The following is a 21,738-nucleotide window of genomic DNA, read 5'->3' on the forward strand; positions in this document are numbered from 1 at the left end:
TGGACAAGCCAGCCGCTCAGGACAGGCTTCGACAAGCTCAGGGCGAGCGGATAGAGGGGTCGCGCAATGATCTACCTAGACTATCAGGCCACCACCCCGCTTGCCCCCGAAGCGCGCGATGCGATGCTGCGCTGGCTCGACGGGCCGGACGGGATGGGCTTCGGCAATCCGCACAGCCCGCACAAGCTCGGGCGCCAGGCCGCCGCCGCGGTTGAGGCGGCGCGCGATCAGGTCGCGGCGCTATTTCCGCCGGGCGGCCAGGTGATCTTCACCGGCGGCGCGACCGAGGCGCTCAATCTCGCGATCCGTGGCTCGGGCACGAAGGGCAGCGTCTCCGTCTCGGCGATCGAACATGCCGCCGTCCTCGATACGGCCGAGGCGATCGGTGCGGCGCATGTCCTCAACGTCTCGAAAGAGGGCCAGTGCAACACCGCGCAGGACGTGCCCGCCGACGTGCGCCTGATCGCGGTGATGCAGGTCAATAACGAGATCGGCACAGTGCAGCCGACGATCGACTGGCACCGCAAGGCGAAGGAAAACAACGCGCTGTTCCTGATCGATGCGGTGCAGGCCTATGGCAAGATGCCGGTGACGCAGGCCGACATGATCGCCGTTTCGGCGCACAAGCTGCACGGGCCCAAAGGCGTGGGCGCGCTGTGGGTGCGGGGCGGAGTGAAGCTGGAAGAGCAGCAGACCGGCGGCGGTCAGGAGGCCGGATTGCGTTCGGGCACCTTGTCACCCGCGCTTATTGCCGGCTTCGGCGCCGCAGCCGCGCTGGCGAGCGAGCGCATGGCCGAAGATGAGGCGCATGTGGAGGAATTGTGGGGCCGCGCGCGCGAATTGTTCGAAGGCTGGGAGCTCAACGGCAGCGACACCGCGCGCTACAAGGGCAATCTCAATATCCGAAAAAAAGGCCTCGATGTCGCGCGATTGATGAGCGAATGTCGCAGCGTCATGTTCTCCGCAGGGTCCGCCTGCGCCAGCGGGTCCGGGCGACCGAGCCATGTCCTGAAAGCCATCGGCCTTTCCGACAAGCAGGCGAAGAATTCGATCCGGCTGGGTTGGGGGCGCTATACCTCGCTGGATGATATCGAGACGGCTGCTGACACGATCAACGCGGCGGCGAAGGGGCAGGGACTTTGAGCATATCGGTGACCTTCATCGACCCGCGCGGCAACCGCGTCGACGCGGCCGGTGAGGCGGGCGATAATCTGCTCAAGCTCGGCCAGGCGGCGGGACTGCCGCTCGAAGGCACCTGCGAGGGACAGATGGCCTGCTCGACCTGTCACGTCATCGTCGATCCCGACTGGTTCGACCGCTTGAGCGAAGCGAGCGAGGAAGAGGAGGACATGCTCGACTTCGCCGCCGGTGCCCGGCGCACCTCGCGCCTTTCCTGCCAGATCGACCTGACGTTGGACCTCGACGGCCTCACCGTCAGCGTTCCGGGCGAAAGCCATGATGCGCGGGCGATGTAGGACGTTTGGGCGGCGCTGGACGCAAAAGCCCCGCCGCGCTTGGAGGATCGCGGCGGGGCTGGAGCGTAGGACCGTCACCCTGCATGCCAGGGGCAGGTCATGGCCGGCCATCGCTACAACCCGGGAAAGGGTGAAGGGCCGGCAGGAATACCGTCAGGCGTTCTCGAGCACCTTATCGCCCGACATTTCCAGCGCTTCCATCAACGCTTGGGTGAAGGCGGGGATGTCGTCGGGATTGCGGCTAGTGATGATGTTACCATCGACCGCTGCCTTCTGGTCCACGACGTCGCCGCCTGCATTTTCGAGGTCGGTGCGGATCGAAGGCCAGCCGGTGACCGTCTTGCCGTCGATGATGTCGGCTTCGACCAGCAACCACGGGGCATGACAGATTGCCGCGATTGGCTTGCCCGCATTGTCGAATTGGCGGATTAGATCGATAACGCTTTCTTCCATGCGCAGCTTGTCAGGATTGATCTGGCCACCCGGCAGCAGCAGCGCGTCGTAATCGTCGCCTACGACCTCCTCGACAGTGAGGTCGACCGTGACGCTGTCGCCCCAGTCGCCCTCGTCCCAGCCCTTGATCTCGCCGTCCTCGAGGCTCGCGACGACGACTTCCGCGCCGGCATCTTCGAGTATCTGCTTCGGCTGCATCAGCTCGGATTGTTCGAAACCATCGGTGGCGATTATAAGCACGCGTTTCATGTGAGGTTCTCCTTTATATTCACTTGGTTATGCAACGCGTGGACGATGCCCCGGTTCCGGCGGCGCCGGCGGCGCGTGCATTGCGAGCGACGAACGCGGACTTCTGCACACCGCGCATTTCGCGGGGGCGCCTCGCCAATCCTGTGGAAACGCCTCTCCCCTCCTTGCGCGGGGCTGCTAAGCGGGCGGGATGGCCAGTTCGACGGACACGCCCGCGGGCGACGACTTTTCCGATGACGGTTTCGACCAGATCGTCGATGCCCCTTTCGATGCTGCCTTGTCGGAACGCTACCTCGTCTATGCGCTCTCCACGATCACCGCGCGTTCGCTCCCGGATCTTCGCGACGGGCTGAAACCGGTGCACCGGCGCCTGCTGTGGACCATGCGCCAGTTGCGGCTCGATCCGGGAAGCGGCTTCAAGAAGTCGGCGCGCGTGGTGGGCGAGGTGATCGGCAAATATCACCCGCATGGCGACACCGCGGCCTATGACGCGATGGTCCGCCTCGCGCAGGACTTCTCGCTGCGCTATCCGCTGGTCGAGGGGCAGGGTAATTTCGGGAATGTCGATGGCGATAATGCGGCCGCCTATCGTTACACCGAAGCGCGGCTGAGCCGCACGGCGATCCAGCTGATGGATGGGCTGGATGCGGGCACGGTCGACTTTATCCCGACCTATAATGGCGAGGAGGAAGAGCCCGAGCTGATGCCGGGCCTGTTCCCCAATCTGCTGGCCAATGGCGCGAGCGGGATTGCGGTGGGGATGGCGACCAACATCCCCTCGCACAATGTCGCCGAAGTGATCGACGCGACGCTCGAGCTGATCGACAACCCGCATGTCGAGCATGAGCGGCTGATGGAGCTGATGCCGGGGCCGGACTTTGCGACCGGAGGCCAGCTGGTCGACAGCGCCGAGGTGCTGTCCGAGGCCTATCGCACCGGGCGCGGCAGCTTCCGCTTGCGCGGTGTGTTCCACGCGCCCGAAGCCGAAAAGGCGGAGGATGTCGAAGCAGGGATCGAGCGGCTGGGCGGTGGGCAGTGGCAGCTTGTGATTTCCGAGATCCCCTACCAGGTCGCCAAGGGCAAGCTGATCGAACAGATCGCGCAGGCGATCGCCGACAAGAAACTTCCGATCCTCGAAGATGTGCGCGACGAGAGCGATGAGAGCATCCGCATCGTGCTCGTACCCCGAAGCCGCAATGTCGATCCGGAATTGCTGAAAGAGAGCATCTTCAAGCTCACGGACATGGAGACCCGCTTCGGGCTCAACATGAACGTGCTCGATGCGACCCGCACGCCGATGGTGATGGGGCTGAAGGAACTGCTTGGCCACTGGACGGCGTCGCAAATCGAGATCCTCCAGCGGCGCACGCAGCACCGGCTCGACCAGATTGCGCGGCGGCTGGAGCTGGTCGAAGGCTACATCATCGCCTTCCTCAATCTCGACCGGGTGATCGAGATCATCCGCTACGAGGACGAGCCTAAGGCGGTGATGATGGCCGAGTTCAGCCTGACCGACCGACAGGCCGAGGCGATCCTTAACATGCGGCTGCGGTCCTTGCGCAAGCTGGAAGAGATGGAGCTCAAGCAGGAGAAGAGCGACCTGCTGGCCGAGCAGGAGGAGCTGAACAAACTGCTCGACAGCCCGGCGCGCCAGCGCACGCGGCTGAAAAAAGACCTGCGCAGCCTTCGCAAGGAATATGCCGAAGAAACCGCTCTGGGCGCACGCCGCACGCGGATCGAGGAAGCGGCCCCGGCGGTTGAGTTTTCGATGGACGCGATGATCGAGAAAGAGCCGGTGACTGTGATCCTCTCGCAAAAGGGCTGGATCCGCGCGGCCAAGGGGCACGTCCCGCTCGACCAGGAATTCAAGTACAAGGAAGGTGATGCGCTCGCCTATATCCTCCACGCTCAGACGACGGACAAGCTGCTGATCGCGGGGTCGGACGGGCGGTTCTACACGTTGGGCGCGGACAAATTGCCCGGCGCGCGCGGCTTTGGCGAACCGGTGCGCACGATAATCGACCTGCCCGCCGAAACGAGCATTGCAGCGATGCTGGTGCACAGACCGGGTGGGCGCCTGCTGCTCGCCTCGAGCGCGGGCAAGGGTTTCATCGCCCAGACGAGCGAGCTTCTGGCCGAGACCAAGAAGGGCAAGCAGGTGGTGAACTTGAAGGGCGATGCGCGCCTGCAGGTGATACACGAAGTGCCCGAATCCCACGATCACGTCGCGGCGGTGGGCGAGAACCGCAAGCTGATCGTCTTCAATCTCGAAGAAATGCCGGTAATGGCGCGGGGGCAGGGCGTAATGCTGCAACGCTACCGCGATGGCGGGCTGTCCGATGCGACCACGTTTACGCTCGCCGACGGGCTGAGCTGGCAGATGGGCGGCAAGGGCGACCGCACCCGGACCGAGAACGATATCTGGCAGTGGAAGGTTGCCCGCGGGGCTGCGGGGAGGCTCCCGCCGCAGGGTTTCCCGAAGGACAATCGGTTCTAGGGTATGGGGCGGCGGCGCACCGCTGAATGATGGCAAGCGCCCGAGCCCCCACCCCTCAATCCCCTCCCCGTGGGGAGGGGAGGGTTGGTGCAATCAAGCCTCGCAGATGCGCAGTTCGGAATCGGGCGAACCGTTGATGCCGAGGCGCAGGAACAGCGCGAAGACGTTCGCGAAGTTTTGCGGCGGCAGCGGCGCGAGCTCGCGGGTGAGGTCGCTCACCACGCCGCAGGCGGCCTGGTCGAGGTCCTTGGTAATGCCGTCGGCGATCGCCTTGCGACCGAAGGCCAGGATGTTGGGATCGTCCGGCAGCGGGCTCGCGAACGCGTTTTCGAGGCCGCGTTTGGCCTCGGGCCAGGATCGCTCGGCAAGTGGTTGCAAACGGTCGGCGAGATTGCCGGCATTGGTCGAGAGATAGGCATCGCGGCCAAGCTGACGCGCGCAGCGATCGCCCGCGCTTTCCAGCATGTCGGGCAGCAGATACGCGACCACCGCCTCGCTCTGCGCCTGCGGAATGCAACGCTGATCCTGCGCCATTGCGGTCGCGGGAAGGGAAAGGGCGGCAAGCCCAGTCATCGCAGCGGAGAATTTCATTAAAGCATCCTTTCGAAGGTGGACGCTCGTCATCGTTCATATTACTTTGCGAAAATCTGAACGGGCCGCCTGCCTCGTCAACCTGGGCGGGGATGAATCGCATCTGTTCAATGGACGCCGGGTATCGGTTGGAGCTGGCATGCGGGATAACAGGCGCCAGAGCCCCCACCCCTTGATCCCTCCCCGCGGGGAGGGGAGGTGGACGCACTCGGTCGCGGATGCTGGTGCGCAGGCCAAAACACACAAAAAACCGCGGCCACCATCCCCGGTGACCGCGGTTTCTTGAAGACCCTCGGTTAGGTAGGCCCTTGCAACTTTCGCTGGGTGCTTAGCTCGCGTCGCCCATCTCGGCGGCTTCCTTGGCGGCGGCCTGCGCGGGCGTCAGGATTTCGGCGCCTTCGGGCACTTCGACCGTATTCGCGTTCAGCTGTTCCATCGAATAGAGCGCCATCAGCTGGCCGTTGTCGCCCACGGCAAAGGCTTCGCGCGTCAGGGTGACGATACCGCCGTCATTCTTGACGATGACGGTGTCTTCGCTGTCGATCGTGTAGATCACGCCGGCGGGCATGCCGTCCGCGCTCATCACGGCGGCGCCTTCGGTAAGGGCGGCGTCGCGCTTGGCATTGGCGTCGGCGACCTGCTGGTCCATCATCTGATCGATCTGCGCCTTGGTGGCATTGACCGTCCACTTGCCTTCACGCTCGGCGAGAAGGTTGGCGGGCAGCGGCGCCTTGTGCTTGCCGGTATCCACGGTGACCACGCCGTCGGCATTGGCTTCGACCGTGCCGATGGCCATGTCGTCATTGCCATAGACCGTGGTGCCCGCATCCTGCGCGGCCGCAGCGAAGGGCGCGGCGAGAACGAAGGCGGGGGCGGTGGCCAGGATAGCGGCTTTTACGAATTTCATGGTCGATAATCTCCAGTTGCTCGAATGTCTTGGCCACCACAGCCATGCCGGAATGCCGCGTGCAGATGCCGGACGAAAATCCCGGACAGCGTATCGCCTGCGAGGACGAACCCGCCGGCGATCCAACGGCAATGGAAACGCGCCTTCTTGCGAACAATGCGCATCGCGCGCGGTTCGTTCCCCTACAGAAGAGGCCGGCACATGACAAGTTGGTGACTTGGCCACCGTTGTAGAGTCGCGCGACTGAAGCGCAGCTTAACGTAAACGTCAGCCTGGAAATCAGGTGGGCGGCGGCTGCTGGGCGCGTGCTTCCAGGATGTCCGCTAGGATCGCGCGGGCGCGCTTGGGGCCGGGGAAGCCTTCCTCGACCCAGCGGCGCTCGGCCCAGCGCAGGATGCGCGCGACCTCGGGTCCGGCCTCGACCCCGTGCGCGACGATCTCGCCGCCCTTGAGGGGGAAGCGGGGCGGATTCCAGCCGTCGAGCGCGTTGATGTCCTGCCCGAGCAGCAGCAGCCGGTCGCGGGCGAAGGCGGGGGTGATCGCATAGGCGAGCGCGCGCGGGGCGTCGGCGTCTTCGCGGCGGCGTTCGGCGGCGGAAATCAGCCGCGCGCGCTGCGCTTTGGAAAGCCTGAGCCGCGCGGCGACATCCTCGGCGATGTCTGGCGAGGGGGGAAGCAGCGCGGCTAGCCGGCGCAGAGGATCGCCGGGCACCTCGTACGTCGACTCCTGCGCGATCAGGGCCTTCAGCGCTGCGATGTGCGGGCGCGCGGTTTCGGGCAGGATGACGGACAGCACCCCGCGCGCGAACATCCGCTCGATGGTCTCGGCGGGGGCGGGCAGGTCGAGCAGCCGCAGCAATTCGCCCGCAACGCGCTCGCGGCTCAAGCCTTTCAGCGTTGCGGCATTGCGCGCGCAGGCGTCTTCGGCTTCCTCGTCGAGCGCGGCGCCGAACCGCGCCTGAAAGCGGTAATAGCGAAGGATGCGCAGATGGTCTTCGGCGATGCGCTCCTGCGCTTCGCCGATGAAGCGAACGATGCGCTGTTCGAGATCTGCGAGACCGCCGAAATAATCGCTGATCGCGCAGGTTTCGGGATGGGCATAAAGCGCGTTGATGGTGAAATCGCGCCGGGCCGCATCTTCGCGCCAGTCGCGCGCGAAAGCGACCACCGCGCGCCGCCCGTCGGTTGCGACGTCGCGGCGCAGGGTGGTGACCTCTACCGGCCCGTCGGGCAGCACCGCGGTGATCGTCCCGTGCTCGATCCCGGTCGGCACGGTGCGGATGCCGGCCCGCGTGCAGGCGTCGATCACTTCGGCAGGCGTGAGCCGCGTCGCGCAATCGACGTCGTGGACTTCCTCGCCCAGCAGCGTGTCGCGCACCGCCCCGCCGACCCAGCGCATCTCCTCGGCGCCGAGCGCCGCGGTCAGTGCGACAAGGCCTTCGCGCCGCGGCCAGCTGGCTTCTTCGAGGAGCTGTTTATCCAATCCCGCTCATCCTGAGACTGCCTGTGCCCGCGACGGCGGGTATCGAAGGATCGTCCTTTTTCTTCGTAAGTCGCGCTACAAGAAAGTGCAGCCCTTCGACAAGCATGTGCTGAGCTCGCCGAAGGGCTCAGGGCGAGCGGGAGTGGGTCTGAACCGCTCGGTAATTCAGCCGCCGGGCGAGGTTGGCGATGATCGCCGCGGTTACCCCCCAGATGCGAAAGCCTTCGTAGCGCATGTCGAGATAGACGCGCTCGGCGCCTTTCCACATAGCGGTGCGCTCGGTCCAGCTGGCGGGATCGAACATGAGGTCCAGCGGCGCCTCGAACCACGCCTCGACCTCGCGCGCATCGGGGGTGATGGCGATGCCGGGCTCGACCAGGCCGAGCACCGGGGTGACCGCAAAGCCGGTACCGGTGTGGTAGAGATCGCTGACGCCGATGATGTCGACCGCGTCCGCCGCGATGCCGAGCTCTTCGTTCGCCTCGCGCAGGGCCGCGACGACCGCATCCTCGCCCGCCTCCAGCTTGCCGCCGGGAAAGGCGACCTGCCCCGGATGATCGCGCATCGAATTGGGGCGCTGGGTGAGTATCATGGTCGGCTGCGGCCGATCGACTACCGCGATCAGCACCGCGGCCTGCGTCGCGGCGCCGGGATCGGCGAAGGCGCGATCGGTCCTGAGGCCGTCGACAGGCCGGGCATGGCCCGCTTCGAACAGGGCGGTGAGATGGACGAGAAGCTCGCTCACCCCTATCCCTTGAGCGAGAACATCGCGCCCTGGCTGGAGACGATCCAGTCGCCGCTTTCGTCCGCGCCGCCGGTCTCGATCGCGATGTCGGCCAGCTGAGCATAGGTCGAGCGGTTCAATCGCGCCTCGCAGCCGCGCCGTACGCCAAGGTAGATCGCCGGCGTTTCGGGATCGCCAGCGACGCGCAGGGGATTGTCGGGGCCGGCGACGACGAGGTCGTCGGTGTTGAGACGAAAGGCGAGGTCGCCCTCCTTGCGCGCGCAATCGACCGCGATGAAGGCGGCATCCTCGACATCGATGGTGAGTTTCTCGAAGGGGGTGACGAGCCAGTGCTGCCCCGCCTCGTCGCGGGTGAGCAGACCGGCAAAGGCGCGGACCATGGCCGGGCGGCGGATGGCGCCACCTTCGTGATACCAGGTGCCGTCGGCGGCGATGCGCATCTGGCTATCGCCTTCGCGTGTCGGCGCCCAGCCCTCGACCGGGGGGAGTTTGCGGTCCGCCACCTGCTGGGCGATCTGGGCAAGGGTCAATTCGGCGAGATAGGGCGGAGGTTCGTAGGGCATGATATTGGCAACGCGATGGCAGGGATGCGCGTTCCTGTGAAGAGCAATCCTCCCCAAACTGGGGAGGATCAGGAGCCCCACGGGCCGAGCATGCCCTCTGTCGGCAGTGCGCCCAGCGCCGCGCCTCGGGCGAGCAGGCGGGTGGGGTCGTAGGGGCCGGGACAGCGCCAGCCGCCGGTCGCCGACGCGCTGAAACCCCAGGCGCCGTAATAGTCCGCATCGCCGATCAGCACCTGCGGGAAAACCGGCGAGCCGTCCGCTGCCAGCCGCGCCTCGGCATCGAGCATCGCGGCAAGGAGGCCGGCACCGAAGCCTTCGCCCTGCCGCTCGGGCACCACCGCGACCGGACCGACCATGACCAGCGGCACGCCTGTCCCATCCGGGCTGCGCAGCGCGACCGGAAAGCACTGGATGGTGCCCACCAGGAGTTCGTCCCCGTCGAGCGCGGCGAAGCTCAGCGCGTCCAGCGCCGCCATTCCGGCGCGGATGCGATAGGCGGTGCGCGCGTGGCGATCCTCGCCGAACGCGCGGTCGAGCACCGCCTCGACCATCGCGGGATCGACCGCGGCGAGCGGTATCAGGGTGGCGGTGTCGGTCATGGCACGGAACTACGATCCCCGTCATCGCGAGAAGCGATGGGCCTTCGGCTCGCAATGACGAATGGGCTAGTTCGTCAGCTGGTAAAGCGAACCCTCGTCGGTCGCGACCCAGATGCTGCCGTCGGGGGCCTCGTCGATCGAGCGCACGCGGCCGTCGATCTCGTAACGGGCCACTTCACGCGCGTCCTCGCCGTCGATCTCGACCCGCACGATCGCCTGGGTGTTGAGGCCGGTGATCAGCGCATTGCCGCGCCAGTCCGCGAACATGTCGCCGCGATAGAAGATCATGTCGCCCGGCGCGATCACCGGGGTCCAGTATGTCGCGGGCTTGGTGAAGCCATCGTCGGCGCTGTGATCGGTGATCGGATTGCCGTTGTAATGATCGCCATAGGAGCGTGTCGGCCAGCCATAATTGGCGCCGCGGCGCACCAGGTTCAGCTCGTCGCCGCCCGCCGGCCCGTGTTCGACTTCCCAAAGCCGCCCTTGCGCATCCCAATCGATGCCGAGGATGTTGCGATGGCCGTAGGACCAGATCTGCTGGGTGACGCCGCTCGCATCGGCGAAGGGATTGCCGGGAGCGGGCGATCCGTCGAGGTTGAGCCGAACGATCGTGCCGAGCGTGTTCGAGCGATCCTGCGCGGGTTCGAGCTTCTGGCGGTCGCCGCTGGCGATATAGAGGTGGCTCTCATCGGGCGAGAAAGTGATGCGGTGCGAATAATGGCCGCGGCCGGTCACCTTTGGTGCCTGGCGCCATACCACGTCGAGCCCTTCGATGGCGCAGGCGTCGGCCGCTTCGCACATCAGCTGCCCGCGCCCGACCACCGCTCCGCGCGTGTCGCCCTCTCCGGCTTCGGCCCAGCTGAGATAGATCGTGCGGCCCGACAGCGGCGCGTTCGCCTCGCTCGGCAGGAAGGCGATGTCGCCAAAGCCGCCCTGGCCGCCGAAATCGACCTGCGGCACGCCGGTGACCGTGCCGGTGCGGCCCGAGCCGCTGGCGGCCGCGGTGTCGATGAACTTCATCGACCCTTCCTTTTCGGAGACGAAGAGGATCGAGGTGCCCGGCGCGAATTCGATCGCCCAGGGCGTGTCGAAGGAGGCACGGCGGGTGATTTCCATCGCGCCCATCTCTTCGGCTGCCATCTCGCTGGCGCCGACAGAGCTGTTGGCCGCGCTGTCCCCACTTTCCCCGTAGGCGCAGCTTGCCAGGGCGAGCGGCGCGAGGGCAGTAAGGCGGGCCGTAGGAAGACGGCCTGCTGCGGCTTTGAGCGTGGGGAGGGTAATCATGATATCGTGTGCTCCTGATATTGCCACAGGGGGGCCAAAAGTGGGGGCCAAAGGGGATTTACGCGCCGTGGGCACGCCCGGTTCCCCGCACCGCTTCGAGATCGGGGTGGACGAGGCGGGCCGCGGGCCGCTGGCGGGGCCGGTAGTCGCCGCGGCGGTGGTTCTTGGGCCGGACCTACCCGCAGGCGTGGCCGATTCCAAGACGCTTTCCGCGAAGCGGCGCGGCGCGCTCGATACCGCGCTTCGCGAATGCTGTGCCTGGGCGGTGGCGGTGGTAGAGCCGGACGAGATCGACCGGATCAACATCTTTCAGGCAACAATGGTAGCCATGACCCGCTGCGTCGCCGCGCTCGCCGGAACGCTCGACGGAGCGCCGACGCAGGTTTCGATCGATGGCAATATGACGCCGCAAGGACGCTGCGAGGAATGGCGCTGGCCGGCGCGTGCGATCGTCGGCGGCGACGGGATCGAGGCGAGTATCTCCGCGGCCTCGATCATCGCCAAGGAGTGGCGCGACCGATTGATGATCGCCGCCGCCGACACGCATCCGCATTATGGCTGGGAGCGCAACAAGGGCTATGGAACCGCGCAGCACAAAGAGGCGTTGCGTCTCCATGGTCCAACACCCCTGCACCGCCGATCCTTCGCCCCCGTTGCGCAATGCGCTCTGCTTTGAGCCACTGCCCGCCTAGTCCCTGCTGATGCTCGAAGCCATCCTTCTCAGCCTTGCGGGGCTTGTCGGCCTTGCGTTGGGCGGTGAATTATTAGTGCGCGGAGCCGTCGGCATCGCGCAAAAGCTTGGCGTCTCGACGCTGTTCACCGGGCTCGTTATCGTCGGCTTCGCCACCTCGATGCCCGAAATGGTGGCGAGCGTGCAGGCGAGCCTTGCCGGATCGCCCGAGATCGCCTGGGGCAATATCGTCGGCTCGAACCTGGCGAACACGTTGCTGATCCTCGGGATCTCGGCACTGGTCGCCCCGATCGTACTGGTCGGCATGGGTCGGCGCGATGCAGTTGTCGCGCTGGGCTGTACGCTGCTCCTTTGGGCGCTGGCGCTTGCGGGGATCGGAGCGCGCTGGGTCGGCGCGGTGCTGCTTGCGCTGATCGTGGTCTATATCGTGTGGCGCTACAAGCATCCCGGCGCTGCGGCGCTCGAAGATGGGACCGATGACGGGCCGCAAAGCGGCATTATCTCCACCCTGCTTTTTCTTGTGGGGTTGGGCATCCTCGTGGCGGGCGGCGACGCGCTGGTGACCGGCGCGATCAGTCTCGCGACGATCTTCGCCGTCCCGGAAACGGTGATCGGCCTGACGGTGGTGGCGGTGGGCACCTCGCTCCCGGAACTCGCCGCCTCGATCGCCGCCGCCCTGCGCGGTAAATCGGGTCTGGCGATCGGCAATGTGGTGGGCTCCAACATCTACAACATCCTGCTGATCGGCGGCGCGACGATGACGATCGCGCCGGTCGCATTGCCAAGCGAGCTGGCCGGCATCCAGATGGCACTGCTGACGGGAAGCGCGGTGCTGCTGCTCATGTTGCTGTGGTTCGCAAAGAGCATCGGGCGGGCGCTGGGCGCGGTGCTGTTCGTCGCCTTTCTCGGCAATGTCGTGCTGGTCTTTTCCGACACGCCCGATCCGGTGGACGAGGAAATGGGATTGGAACGACCCGCCGATACCTGAAGGCCACACCGCCCCATCTGGAGTCCGCCGATCCCGCCGACCCGCAAGATGTGGTGCATTCCCCCTTCGTTCCGCCCCGCGCATGACAGCGTTAGGCAATTGTTTACCATAAGTCCCGAGGATCAAAGCGCTTGACGAGAGTCCGGCGAGGACTCATGCCTGTGGATAAGTGGCCGGCAGGCGGCAGATCGGGGCATGAATATGGGCGTGATGGAAACGGCGAAACTGCGCAGGGCGGCGGCCGGGAAGGCCGCAACCGCTGCGCCCGCGTCCCTCCCGCTCGGCCAAATCCTGGAGGGCGATTGCATCGCCGCCATGCGCTCGCTTCCGCCCGCCTCGATCGACTGCATCTTCGCCGATCCGCCCTACAATCTGCAGCTCGGCGGCGATCTCAACCGCCCCGACGGCAGCGAGGTGGACGCGGTTACCGACGAATGGGATCGGTTCGACAGCTTCGCCGCTTACGACGCCTTTACAAAGGCTTGGCTGATGGAGGCGAGACGCGTTCTCAAGCCCGACGGCGCGCTGTGGGTGATCGGCAGCTACCACAATATCTACCGCGTCGGCGCGGCGCTGCAGGATGCGGGCTTCTGGATCCTCAACGATATCGTCTGGCGCAAGACCAATCCCATGCCCAACTTTAAGGGCACGCGCTTCACCAATGCGCATGAGACGCTGATCTGGGCGAGCATGGGCGAAAAGGCGCGCTACCATTTCAACTATCGGGCGATGAAGACGCTGAACGACGAGCTGCAGATGCGCAGCGACTGGGTGCTGCCGATCTGTTCGGGCGGCGAGCGCTTGAAAGAGGATGGCCGCAAGGCGCATCCCACGCAAAAGCCCGAAAGCCTGCTCTACCGCGTGCTGCTGGCGACGACCGAAAAGGGCGACGTCGTGCTCGATCCCTTCTTCGGCACCGGCACGACCGGCGCGGTCGCCAAGCGGCTGGGCCGGCAATGGATCGGCTGCGAGCGCGAGGCGGGTTACCGCGCGCTCGCCTACAAGCGCATCGCGGACCAGCTGCCGCTCGACGAAAGCGCGCTGACGACCATGCAATCCAAGAAATCCGCGCCCCGGGTCGCCTTCGGAGCGTTGGTGGAAACCGGACTGATCGCGCCCGGCACAAAGGTGTTCGACAAGAAACGCCGCTGGAGCGCGATCGTCCGGGCAGATGGCTCGCTCGAACTCGAAGGGTCGGGCGGCAAGCAGGCGGGCTCGATCCATGGCCTAGGCAAGGATCTGCAAGACGCGCCCAGCTGCAATGGCTGGACCTTCTGGCACTACGAGGCCGGCGGCGAAATCCACCCGATCGACGCCGCGCGCGAGCTCTACCGCTTGGCAAGCGAGGACTGAAGCCGCGGCTGACGCCGGGCGACAATCGGCGCGAAGCTACAATCCCCTCAGCGCCGGCTGCGCTAGCACGCCTCGCCATACGCTCGCGAAAAGGGGGATTTCGCATCATGCAGGAAAAGCCGTTCAATCCGTTCATCGCCGCGATCTGGACCCGGCTTGCCGAGACCATGTTCGTCGAGCCCGACAAGATGGCGATCCCTCCGCGGCAGGTGACGCAGAACCTGCAATTCATGTTCGGCAACATGACGGGCCGCACGCCGATGGAGACCGCGCTGTCGGTCTTCGCGGCGTGGGTCGTGCTGGGCGGCCCGGTCTGGCATTTCGGCCCGCGGCGGTTTCGCCAGTGGCGGATAGAGCGGCGCTTCAAGAACAGCCGGGTCGACCTCTTCCAGGACATGGCCCGGATCAGGGGCATCGTCTATGCCGGCTATTACGGCCACTGGATCGAGCCCGAGGGCGCCAGCCAATCGCAGGCGGCGCTCGAAGATGCGAACTTCGACAACCCGGTGCTCAAATCGATCGACTTCACCCTCCCGCGCCATCGCAGCCGCGCGGGCACGCCCGACGATCCGGACATCGACGATTTCACCGATAACGACCTGCCCGCATCGGTCTTCGTCGACGAGGAGGCGATTCCCGACAGCGTCGAAGTGGTCGTCATCGGCTCGGGCGCGGGCGGGGCGGTGGCCGCCTCGAACCTCGCCGACGAGGGCTACGAAGTGCTCGTGGTCGAAGCCGGACCCCACATGCCGAGCAGCCTCATCACCCCGCACGAGGCGCGCATGTCGTCGGGCATCTACAAGGACGGCGCGATCCAGACCACGCGCGACCGCGACATCGTCGTCTTTCAGGGGCGCACGGTGGGCGGATCGACCGTCATCAACAATGGCATCTGCCTGCGGCTTGAACGCCAAGACGAGACCCATCCCGAAGCCAACAAGGTTCTGGAAACCTGGCGCGAACTGGGGGCCGACATCGACGCAGGCGCTTTGGACGACGCCTATTGCCGGGTCGAGAAACGGCTCGGCGTGCACGAGATCGATCACCGGCTGGGCCTCAATAACGGCACACGGTTGCTGCAAGGCTGGAACGCCTACCGCACGGGATCGAACGATCCGATGGACGCGCAGGCGCCCGCGGGCTGGTTCCGCAAGAACTGGGGTCCGAAATCCGACGACAACCGCTGCGTTTCCTGCGGCTATTGCAACACCGGCTGTCCCTATGGCCGCAAGCGCGCCATGCCCGAAAGCTACCTCCACAACGCCGCCGTGAAGGCAAAGCGCAAGGCACGCATCCTGCCCGGCGCGGAAGTTCTCCGAATCGGCTGGGGCGAGCCGGACGGCGATGGCAGGCGGGTGGCGACATCGGTGCAGGTCCAGATCGCCGACGGACGGGCCAAGCATGTCCGCGTGACCAAGGGCATGGTGGTCGCCGCCGGCGCCGTCGCCTCGAGCAACATCCTCGCGGCCAGCGGCATCGAGGGGACGGGCACCGGCATCTCGCTCAACATCGCCTGCCCGGTCCCCGCGCTAATGCCCGATAAGGTGAACGCCTGGGATGAGGACCAGATGGCGACCTATATCGACCGCGGCGATTTTCTGATCGAGAGCCATTTCCAGCCGCCCATGAGCATGGCGACGCTGGTCCCCGGCTGGTTCGACGAGCATTTCGAGCGGATGCGCCATTACAATCGGCTGGCCTCGGCCGGCGCGCTGTTCCCCGCCGATCGGCGCGGGACTATCAAGAAGGGTAAATTGAGCTTCAAGCTCGAGGAGGAGGATCTCGCCGTCCTGCGCCGCGCGCTCGCGACGCTGACGAAGGTGCATTTCGCAGGCGGCGCGCAGGAGGTCTATCCCGCGCTGTTGCAGGGCGACACGCTAAAGGCCGGGATGAGCAACGCGGCGATCGACCGCTTTTTCGCCGAGCACATCACCGAACCCGACGACGTCGTCCTGTCCTCGAGCCACCCCCACGGCGGCAACGCGATCAACGCCGACCCGTCCAAGGGCGTGGTCGATACAGGCCAGAAGGTCCACGCCGCCGCCAACGTCCTGGTCACCGACGCCAGCGTCATGCCGAGCTGCATCCGCGTCAACGCGCAGATGACGACGATGGCGATGGCGGACCGGGTGACGCATGGTCAGCGGGTTTTTGGGTAGGGGGCGGGTTGGCCATGGGGATAGCGTCACGAGGGCGCGGTGAATGGCGGCTGTTGTGTAATTCTACGACTGTCGGCTTTCGGCATGGTAGCGTCGAACGTGAACCTTACCCTGATAACGTAGATTGGGTCTAAACCGATCTTCGGTTTTGAAGCTTAAGATTCAAAGAGCCTGCCATGATTTCCGTCCTTCATCCTACATTCGCGCTGGCTTGCCACCGCGCAGGACGAGTGTAACGCTTCAGGCATCGCTGCGATTATGGGGGTACATATGAAATCGAAGAGCTCATTTTGGTTCGCTGGACTTTTCGCAGCATTAATAATTCTATTCATCGCTCACCTTATCATTCTGGGTGCTGGTTCCAGCTTCTCGTTTATAAGCGATGTCGAACACGCCAAGGATATATCATCCGCTCTCGGACTGTTTGGCGCACTGTTTTCTGGATTTGCTGCTTTCGGGTTACTCTATACGATTGATCTTCAGCGCAACGCGCTCACCCTACAGAGTAAAGAGGTCCAACAGGGTGCGGCCATGCAAATACGTATGCTACATTTGGAACTCCTCAAGCTTTCGATCGAAGACCCAGAGTTGGAGAAAGTTTGGAGTGGATCGGAGACTCCGATAACGGGCAAACAGTCAATGTATACAAACCTCATTTTATCGCACTGGGAGACGCAATACACGAGCGGCTTATTGAGTGAGCAACAGCTCGAAAACCTGTTAAGTGAGCGGATGCATGGAATTTTTGTTCAGTTTTGGGAAAGGCACCGCGTGTCCCGTAAACTTCATGCGGAAGCCGCAGGGCAGGGTCACATGGCCTTCCACAATTTGGTGGAAGCAGCGTTCGAATCTAAGAAAGCGTCCGCTGAGCTTGTTGATTAAACCAATGGCGCCTGAAGCGCGTCTCATTGCGCTGTAAAGAGAGATTGTGGCCAATAACGAACCAAATGTCCTCTTTAGGGAAGTGCTGCGAAGTCCGCATGCGTCTGAATTCGAAGCGTTCATTTCAGTAGATCAAGTCGATCTCTAATGACTACTTTTGTCCCGACCCGACTGCGCTGATAAGTCCGTAATTGGGGTCAAAAATCGCCGTTCGACCTAAGCTGAGACGCCTTCTTAGCTCCTGTCCTACGCGCGCTTGACGCGGTATGGGGCCCTGTATGAAATTCGTCTTCCAGCCACTCAACCGCCCGCGCCCCGAGCCGTCCAAAGGTGACACTTCGCCCTTCTCCAAAGTCACACTTCCCCGCCCCCAGAGCGACGTTTCCCGCACGAACAGTGACACATTGCGCACCAGAGTGACGCTTTTGCGGCCTACGGTGACGCTTGCGCGGTTTTGCTCCAGGACCGTGTTCCACATGTTCCATTGTGTAGGGTTTGAGGGCGCGCGCGCATGAGCAAGGTCTATCTCCATCCCATCGGTCTCTCCGCTTCGCCTCAGGCCGAATCGCGCGGCGAAGGGCCGGGGGCGATCCGGCTGGGCGGGTCGATGGCTTATGCCAGCCGCTTCGCGCTGGTGGTGCGCGAGGAGGGGCGGGTGGTCGATCGCCGCCTGTTCGACCTTGCCGGGGCGGCGGAGGCGATTGCCGGGCTTGGCGAGAGCCATAGCGATGCGCTCGCCGTCGAGGCCGAGCGGCAGTGGTTGAACCTGCAGGCAGTGCATGCGCCGCTGCAGTTGGGGACGCGCACCATCCGGCTCGACCAGCCGCAGGTGATGGGCGTGCTCAACGTGACGCCCGACAGCTTCAGCGATGGCGGCGCGTTCCTCGACAAGCCGGAAGAGGGCCGCGCCCACGCCGCCGCGATGCTGGAAGCGGGCGCGGCGCTGATCGATATCGGCGGCGAGAGCACGCGGCCGGGCGCGCAGCCGACCTTCGAGGGCGACGAGATCGCCCGGGTGCTCCCGGCGGTGGAGTATTGCACGCAGATGGGCGCCGCGATCAGCATCGACAGCCGGCGCGCCGGCGTGGTCGAGGCGGCGCTGGAAGCGGGCGCGCATATGGTGAACGACGTCTCGGCGCTGCGCTACGATCCGCGGATGGCCGAACTGGTCGCCAAGGCCGGGTGCCCGGTGGTGCTGATGCATGCGCCGGGAACGGGTGAGGATCTGCATGAGGGCGGCACCTATGGCGACGTGGTGAGCGAGGTGTTCGACGACCTCGCCGCCCAGCGCGCAAAGGCGATCGCGCTCGGTATCGCGGCGGAGCGCATCTGCATCGATCCCGGCATCGGCTTCGGCAAGTCGCTGACCGACAACCTCGCATTGCTGAACGCGCTGCCGCTGTTCCATGCGCTGGGCAGTCCGATCCTGCTCGGGGTCAGTCGCAAGCGGATGATCGGCGCGCTGTCGAACGAGGAACCGGCGCATGAGCGGCTGGGCGGCAGCCTCGCGCTCGCCGTCAGGGGGATGGAGGCGGGCGTGCACCTGCTGCGCGTCCACGACGTTGCCGAAACGGTCCAGGCGCGCAATGTGTGGCGGGGTCTGCGCGATGCGGCGCTGACCGATTTCGGCAGCTTGTCCGCGTGACTTGCCTTTGCAGCATTCGCTCCGCATGGGCTTGGCGACACCCCTTTGCCGAACACGAAAGCAGGCCCCGCATGATCCGCTCAACCCTCCTCGCCGGCGCCATGTTCGCCCTCGCCGCTTGCACCGCCGCCCCGGGCGATCGCATGGCATCGACGGCGAGCGCGGCTTCCTCCTATGACGGGCCGGCCGGCACGGGCGCGCTGCCCGTCGCGCCGCCCAATGTCAGCCTCGCGCCCGACACCGCGATCACGCGTCTCGCCTTCGGCAGCTGCAATCATCAGCTGCGCCCGCAAGCCTACTGGTCGCATATTGCAGCGGCCGATCCCGACGTCTTCCTGTTCATCGGCGACAACAACTACGGCGACAATGGATGGGACGGCGATGCCGATCTCACCTCCTTGCGCGAGGCGTATGCGGTCCAGGCCGCGACGCCCGAGCTTGCCGCTTTCCGCGCCCGCGTGCCGATGATGATCACCTGGGACGATCACGATTACGGCTTCAACGACGGCGGATCGAGCTTCGCGTTTCGCGAGCGCGGCGAGGCCCTGTTCGAGGCGTTCTGGGATGTGCCGGGCGAAGTGCGGGCGCGGCCCGGCGTCTATCACAGCACGATCACCGGCCCTCCGGGACAGCGCACGCAGATCATCCTGCTCGACACGCGCTTCTTCCGCTCGGATCTCGCAACCAAGCCCTATGCGCTCGAGCGCTGGCCGCTGGGCGTCTACGAGCCGAGCCGCGATCCGGCCAAGACCATGCTGGGCGAGGCGCAATGGCGCTGGCTTCAGAGTGAGCTTGCCAAGCCCGCCGACCTCAGGATCGTCGCCTCCTCCATTCAAGTGCTGACCGAGGCGCATGACTACGAGAGCTGGAAGAACCTGCCGCTCGAGCGCGCGAAGCTGTTCGGCATGCTGGCGGCGCGCGAGGAAAGCGGGCTCGTGCTGCTGTCGGGCGATCGCCATGCCGGCGGCATCTACACCGACGCGCCGCAGGCGGCGGGCGGGGAGCGGTTGTGGGAGCTGACCAGCTCATCGCTGAACTACTCGTTCAACACGACCGAGCGCAACACCGAGCGCGAGCCCGATGCGAGGCGCGTGACCGACTTCATCTCGGAGGAGAATTTCGGCCTGGTCGAGATCGACTGGCCCGCCCGCCGCGTCACGCTGAGCCTGCGCGACGCGGGCGATGTCGAGGACGGCACCGGCGCGGGCGAGGTGCGAGCAACGCGGACGGTGGAATGGTGAGGGCGGTCAGACCGGCTTACGCCGCGTTGTCGATGCCGAGGTCGGAGAGCTTGCGGTAGAGGGTCGAGCGGCCGATGCCCAGACGCCGCGCGACCTCGGTCATGCGGCCGCGATAATGGCCGATGGCGAGGCGGATGACGTCAGCCTCGATCTCCTCGAGCGGGCGCAGATTGCCGTCCTCGGTGTAGAGCATGACGCCCACGCCCTCGTGCAGAACCGCGCCGGGACTGTCGTCGAACTCGCCGATCATCTCGCACAATTGCGGGAAGCTCTCCGCGGTCAGCGTGTCGCCCTCGCAATAGACCGCCGCGCGGAACAGCACCGACTGCAGCTGGCGCACATTGCCCGGCCAGTCATAGGCGGCCAGCAGGGCGAGCGCGCTGTCGGAGACTGTCAGATGGGTGAGGCCGGGCTGCTCGCCGATCCGCTGAAGGAAGTGGCGGGTAAGCGCCGGAATGTCGCCCGACCGCTCGCGCAGGGGCGGCAGGACGATGCGGGTGGCTCCCAGCGCGCTCGCCAGGTCGGCGTCGAACAGCCCGCCCTGGGTCAGCTGCGCAAGGGTCATGTTGCTCGCCGAGAGAATGCGGGTGTCGACCCGAAAGCCGTGCTGCGCGCCGATCGGCCGCACGATGCCGGTCGCCAGCATGTCGCGCAGCCGCTTCTGCGCCGGTACGCTGAGCCGGTCGACCTCGTCGAGCACCAGCGTGCCGCCGTCGCAATGCTGGAGCGCGCCGATCTGCCGGTCGAAGGCGCCGGGAAAGGCTCCCGGTTCGTGTCCGAACAGGACCGATTCGATCGAGCCCGACGGCACGCTGCCGATATTGATGATCCGCAGCGGCTCCTTGGCGCGCGGCGATGCGGCGTGCATCGCGCGCATCAGCATCTCCTTGCCGGTGCCGCTCTCCCCCTCGATCAGCGCCGCGCCGTGCCCGCGGGCGGTCTTGGCGGCCTGCGCAAGCGCGGTGCGGAAGGTGGGGGCGGCGCCGATCATGGCGTCGAAATCGAGGTCCGCGGCCATCTTCTCTGTCAGCGGGGCGAGCTCGTCGCGCGGCGCCTCGCGCATGGTCACTGCGCGCAGGGCGTCCATCAGCCGGTCGGGCGAGACCGGCTTGACGAGATAGTCGCTGGCGCCCGCGCGCATCGCCTCGACCGCGAGCAGCGGCGAGGCGCTGGTGGTCAGCATCAGGATGGGCAGCGCCGGCCGGCGCTTCTTGAGTTCGGCGATAAGCGAACAAGCATCGTCGCCCGGCACCCACTGGTCAAGCAGGATCGCAGAGAGCTGCATGCCCTCGCGCGTGCCGAGCATCGCAATCGCGGTCTCGGCATCGCCGGCCACCACCGTGCGCCAGCCCTCGCGCGAGGCGATGGCGGAGATGAGGCGGCTTTGCGCCGGTTCGTCGTCGATCAGCATGACGACGCGGGCTCTAGGTTCGCCGCCGCGATCCTCGCCGGTGGCGTCGCGCTCCGCCGCGGTCCCACCATCCGCCTGCGCAGAGGCGGGCGGGTCCGTCCGCTCGGTAGAGACTTCGCGCTTAGCCATTGTTATTCCTGCACCATATCCGGCTTCGGCACATCGTGTCGAAGCGATCTTGAAGGTTCGGGCATAGGCGGGCGGGGTAAAGACCAGATTAAGGCTGACCCGAGCGCGCGCCTTACGCGCGGGTCTGCCCGTGAACGCTTCATCCGGCGCCTGTGCGCGATGGTGGCTTGAGCTAGGCGCACCGCTTCGATACGGGTTCGGGAAAGCTCGCCCTGTGCAAGGGGCTGCAGCGCCGACGCGCTGCGCGATGAAACCAAGGGGAATGTTCTATGGCGACAAACGACATAAAAAAAGCGCGTTCGACCTACGATCGCTTCATGGGTTCGCTCAAATGGATTGTGCCGGTGATTTTCGTCATCGCTCTGTTCGTCGTGTCGCTGATCGCGCCCTGAAG

General features: G+C 65.5%; 20 protein-coding genes. 11 read left to right on the top strand and 9 right to left on the bottom strand.

Annotated elements, in window-relative coordinates; genetic code table 11:
• Positions 1 to 66 precede the first annotated feature (66 nt).
• The gene (locus V2I30_RS01515) at positions 67 to 1,143 is read left to right on the top strand and encodes a cysteine desulfurase family protein (RefSeq protein WP_330660298.1); all 1,077 of its coding nucleotides are present in this window, start codon (positions 67 to 69) and stop codon (positions 1,141 to 1,143) included.
• On the top strand, positions 1,140 to 1,475 hold the full coding sequence (locus V2I30_RS01520; RefSeq protein WP_330660299.1) for a 2Fe-2S iron-sulfur cluster-binding protein: 336 nt from the start codon (positions 1,140 to 1,142) through the stop codon (positions 1,473 to 1,475). Before V2I30_RS01515 ends, V2I30_RS01520 begins: the two co-directional genes overlap by 4 nt.
• Positions 1,476 to 1,628: 153 nt before the next feature.
• On the opposite strand, the gene V2I30_RS01525 is transcribed toward V2I30_RS01520, so the two are convergent.
• A complete protein-coding gene (locus tag V2I30_RS01525; protein ID WP_330660300.1) occupies positions 1,629 to 2,177 on the bottom strand; it encodes a type 1 glutamine amidotransferase domain-containing protein in 549 nt (182 codons plus the stop codon).
• 190 nt (positions 2,178 to 2,367) lie between these two features.
• Here V2I30_RS01525 and parC point away from each other — a divergent pair, with 190 nt between their 5' ends.
• Positions 2,368 to 4,674: a DNA topoisomerase IV subunit A gene (gene parC, locus V2I30_RS01530; protein ID WP_330660301.1), complete on the top strand. Its 2,307-nt coding sequence runs from the start codon at positions 2,368 to 2,370 to the stop codon at positions 4,672 to 4,674.
• A gap of 93 nt (positions 4,675 to 4,767) precedes the next feature.
• On the opposite strand, the gene V2I30_RS01535 is transcribed toward parC, so the two are convergent.
• The 7 genes from V2I30_RS01535 to V2I30_RS01565 form a co-directional block, all read right to left on the bottom strand.
• Positions 4,768 to 5,265, bottom strand: a complete 498-nt coding sequence (locus V2I30_RS01535) for a hypothetical protein (RefSeq protein ID WP_330660302.1) — start codon at positions 5,263 to 5,265, stop codon at positions 4,768 to 4,770.
• 328 nt (positions 5,266 to 5,593) lie between these two features.
• A complete protein-coding gene (locus V2I30_RS01540; RefSeq protein ID WP_330660303.1) occupies positions 5,594 to 6,172 on the bottom strand; it encodes a hypothetical protein in 579 nt (192 codons plus the stop codon).
• Between the two features lie 279 nt (positions 6,173 to 6,451).
• Entirely contained in the window at positions 6,452 to 7,654 is a 1,203-nt protein-coding gene (locus V2I30_RS01545) for a CCA tRNA nucleotidyltransferase (protein WP_330660304.1), read from the bottom strand.
• A 127-nt stretch (positions 7,655 to 7,781) separates the two neighbouring features.
• On the bottom strand, positions 7,782 to 8,399 hold the full coding sequence (locus V2I30_RS01550; protein WP_330660305.1) for a CoA pyrophosphatase: 618 nt from the start codon (positions 8,397 to 8,399) through the stop codon (positions 7,782 to 7,784).
• Positions 8,400 to 8,401: 2 nt separating this feature from the next.
• Positions 8,402 to 8,962 (bottom strand): DUF1285 domain-containing protein, encoded by a 561-nt coding sequence (locus V2I30_RS01555; protein ID WP_330660306.1) that lies wholly within the window; start codon positions 8,960 to 8,962, stop codon positions 8,402 to 8,404.
• Between the two features lie 68 nt (positions 8,963 to 9,030).
• Positions 9,031 to 9,561: a GNAT family N-acetyltransferase gene (locus tag V2I30_RS01560; protein WP_330660307.1), complete on the bottom strand. Its 531-nt coding sequence runs from the start codon at positions 9,559 to 9,561 to the stop codon at positions 9,031 to 9,033.
• A 66-nt stretch (positions 9,562 to 9,627) separates the two neighbouring features.
• Positions 9,628 to 10,845: a PQQ-dependent sugar dehydrogenase gene (locus tag V2I30_RS01565; protein WP_330660308.1), complete on the bottom strand. Its 1,218-nt coding sequence runs from the start codon at positions 10,843 to 10,845 to the stop codon at positions 9,628 to 9,630.
• Positions 10,846 to 10,912: 67 nt separating this feature from the next.
• On the opposite strand from V2I30_RS01565, the gene V2I30_RS01570 reads away from it, so the two are divergent.
• The 7 genes from V2I30_RS01570 (at position 10,913) to V2I30_RS01600 (ending at position 19,804) form a co-directional block, all read left to right on the top strand.
• Entirely contained in the window at positions 10,913 to 11,521 is a 609-nt protein-coding gene (locus V2I30_RS01570; RefSeq protein ID WP_330660309.1) for a ribonuclease HII, read from the top strand.
• Between the two features lie 25 nt (positions 11,522 to 11,546).
• Entirely contained in the window at positions 11,547 to 12,524 is a 978-nt protein-coding gene (locus tag V2I30_RS01575) for a calcium/sodium antiporter (RefSeq protein WP_330660310.1), read from the top strand.
• A gap of 201 nt (positions 12,525 to 12,725) precedes the next feature.
• A complete protein-coding gene (locus tag V2I30_RS01580) occupies positions 12,726 to 13,877 on the top strand; it encodes a site-specific DNA-methyltransferase (RefSeq protein WP_330660547.1) in 1,152 nt (383 codons plus the stop codon).
• Positions 13,878 to 13,984: 107 nt separating this feature from the next.
• A complete protein-coding gene (locus tag V2I30_RS01585; RefSeq protein WP_330660311.1) occupies positions 13,985 to 16,036 on the top strand; it encodes a GMC family oxidoreductase N-terminal domain-containing protein in 2,052 nt (683 codons plus the stop codon).
• A gap of 270 nt (positions 16,037 to 16,306) precedes the next feature.
• Positions 16,307 to 16,918, top strand: coding sequence for a DUF6082 family protein (locus V2I30_RS01590; protein ID WP_330660312.1), 612 nt, complete (start codon positions 16,307 to 16,309; stop codon positions 16,916 to 16,918).
• Positions 16,919 to 17,429: 511 nt separating this feature from the next.
• Positions 17,430 to 18,563, top strand: a complete 1,134-nt coding sequence (gene folP / locus V2I30_RS01595) for a dihydropteroate synthase (RefSeq protein WP_330660313.1) — start codon at positions 17,430 to 17,432, stop codon at positions 18,561 to 18,563.
• A gap of 71 nt (positions 18,564 to 18,634) precedes the next feature.
• Complete coding sequence (locus V2I30_RS01600) at positions 18,635 to 19,804, top strand: alkaline phosphatase D family protein (protein ID WP_330660314.1); 1,170 nt, start codon at positions 18,635 to 18,637, stop codon at positions 19,802 to 19,804.
• A 16-nt stretch (positions 19,805 to 19,820) separates the two neighbouring features.
• Here the strand turns inward: V2I30_RS01600 and V2I30_RS01605 are convergent, their stop codons facing one another.
• Positions 19,821 to 21,215 (bottom strand): sigma-54-dependent transcriptional regulator, encoded by a 1,395-nt coding sequence (locus tag V2I30_RS01605; RefSeq protein ID WP_330660548.1) that lies wholly within the window; start codon positions 21,213 to 21,215, stop codon positions 19,821 to 19,823.
• A gap of 398 nt (positions 21,216 to 21,613) precedes the next feature.
• Between V2I30_RS01605 and V2I30_RS01610 the strand changes: the two genes are divergently transcribed.
• On the top strand, positions 21,614 to 21,736 hold the full coding sequence (locus V2I30_RS01610; RefSeq protein WP_330660315.1) for a hypothetical protein: 123 nt from the start codon (positions 21,614 to 21,616) through the stop codon (positions 21,734 to 21,736).
• Positions 21,737 to 21,738: the final 2 nt, after the last annotated feature.

This window comes from Erythrobacter sp. (assembly GCF_036351135.1).
Classification (GTDB): domain Bacteria; phylum Pseudomonadota; class Alphaproteobacteria; order Sphingomonadales; family Sphingomonadaceae; genus Erythrobacter.

Bases quoted from the DNA above. Each gene is read 5' to 3' on its own strand.
- V2I30_RS01610 (WP_330660315.1), top strand. From the start codon at position 21,614: ATGGCGACAAACGACATAAAAAAAGCGCGTTCGACCTACGATCGCTTC.
- V2I30_RS01585 (WP_330660311.1), top strand. From the start codon at position 13,985: ATGCAGGAAAAGCCGTTCAATCCGTTCATCGCCGCGATCTGGACCCGG.
- V2I30_RS01515 (WP_330660298.1), top strand. From the start codon at position 67: ATGATCTACCTAGACTATCAGGCCACCACCCCGCTTGCCCCCGAAGCG.
- V2I30_RS01600 (WP_330660314.1), top strand. From the start codon at position 18,635: ATGATCCGCTCAACCCTCCTCGCCGGCGCCATGTTCGCCCTCGCCGCT.
- V2I30_RS01525 (WP_330660300.1), bottom strand. From the start codon at position 2,177: ATGAAACGCGTGCTTATAATCGCCACCGATGGTTTCGAACAATCCGAG.
- folP (WP_330660313.1), top strand. From the start codon at position 17,430: ATGAGCAAGGTCTATCTCCATCCCATCGGTCTCTCCGCTTCGCCTCAG.
- V2I30_RS01555 (WP_330660306.1), bottom strand. From the start codon at position 8,962: ATGCCCTACGAACCTCCGCCCTATCTCGCCGAATTGACCCTTGCCCAG.
- V2I30_RS01590 (WP_330660312.1), top strand. From the start codon at position 16,307: ATGAAATCGAAGAGCTCATTTTGGTTCGCTGGACTTTTCGCAGCATTA.
- V2I30_RS01580 (WP_330660547.1), top strand. From the start codon at position 12,726: ATGGGCGTGATGGAAACGGCGAAACTGCGCAGGGCGGCGGCCGGGAAG.
- V2I30_RS01540 (WP_330660303.1), bottom strand. From the start codon at position 6,172: ATGAAATTCGTAAAAGCCGCTATCCTGGCCACCGCCCCCGCCTTCGTT.
- parC (WP_330660301.1), top strand. From the start codon at position 2,368: ATGGCCAGTTCGACGGACACGCCCGCGGGCGACGACTTTTCCGATGAC.
- V2I30_RS01605 (WP_330660548.1), bottom strand. From the start codon at position 21,215: ATGCTGATCGACGACGAACCGGCGCAAAGCCGCCTCATCTCCGCCATC.
- V2I30_RS01565 (WP_330660308.1), bottom strand. From the start codon at position 10,845: ATGATTACCCTCCCCACGCTCAAAGCCGCAGCAGGCCGTCTTCCTACG.
- V2I30_RS01560 (WP_330660307.1), bottom strand. From the start codon at position 9,561: ATGACCGACACCGCCACCCTGATACCGCTCGCCGCGGTCGATCCCGCG.
- V2I30_RS01535 (WP_330660302.1), bottom strand. From the start codon at position 5,265: ATGAAATTCTCCGCTGCGATGACTGGGCTTGCCGCCCTTTCCCTTCCC.
- V2I30_RS01575 (WP_330660310.1), top strand. From the start codon at position 11,547: ATGCTCGAAGCCATCCTTCTCAGCCTTGCGGGGCTTGTCGGCCTTGCG.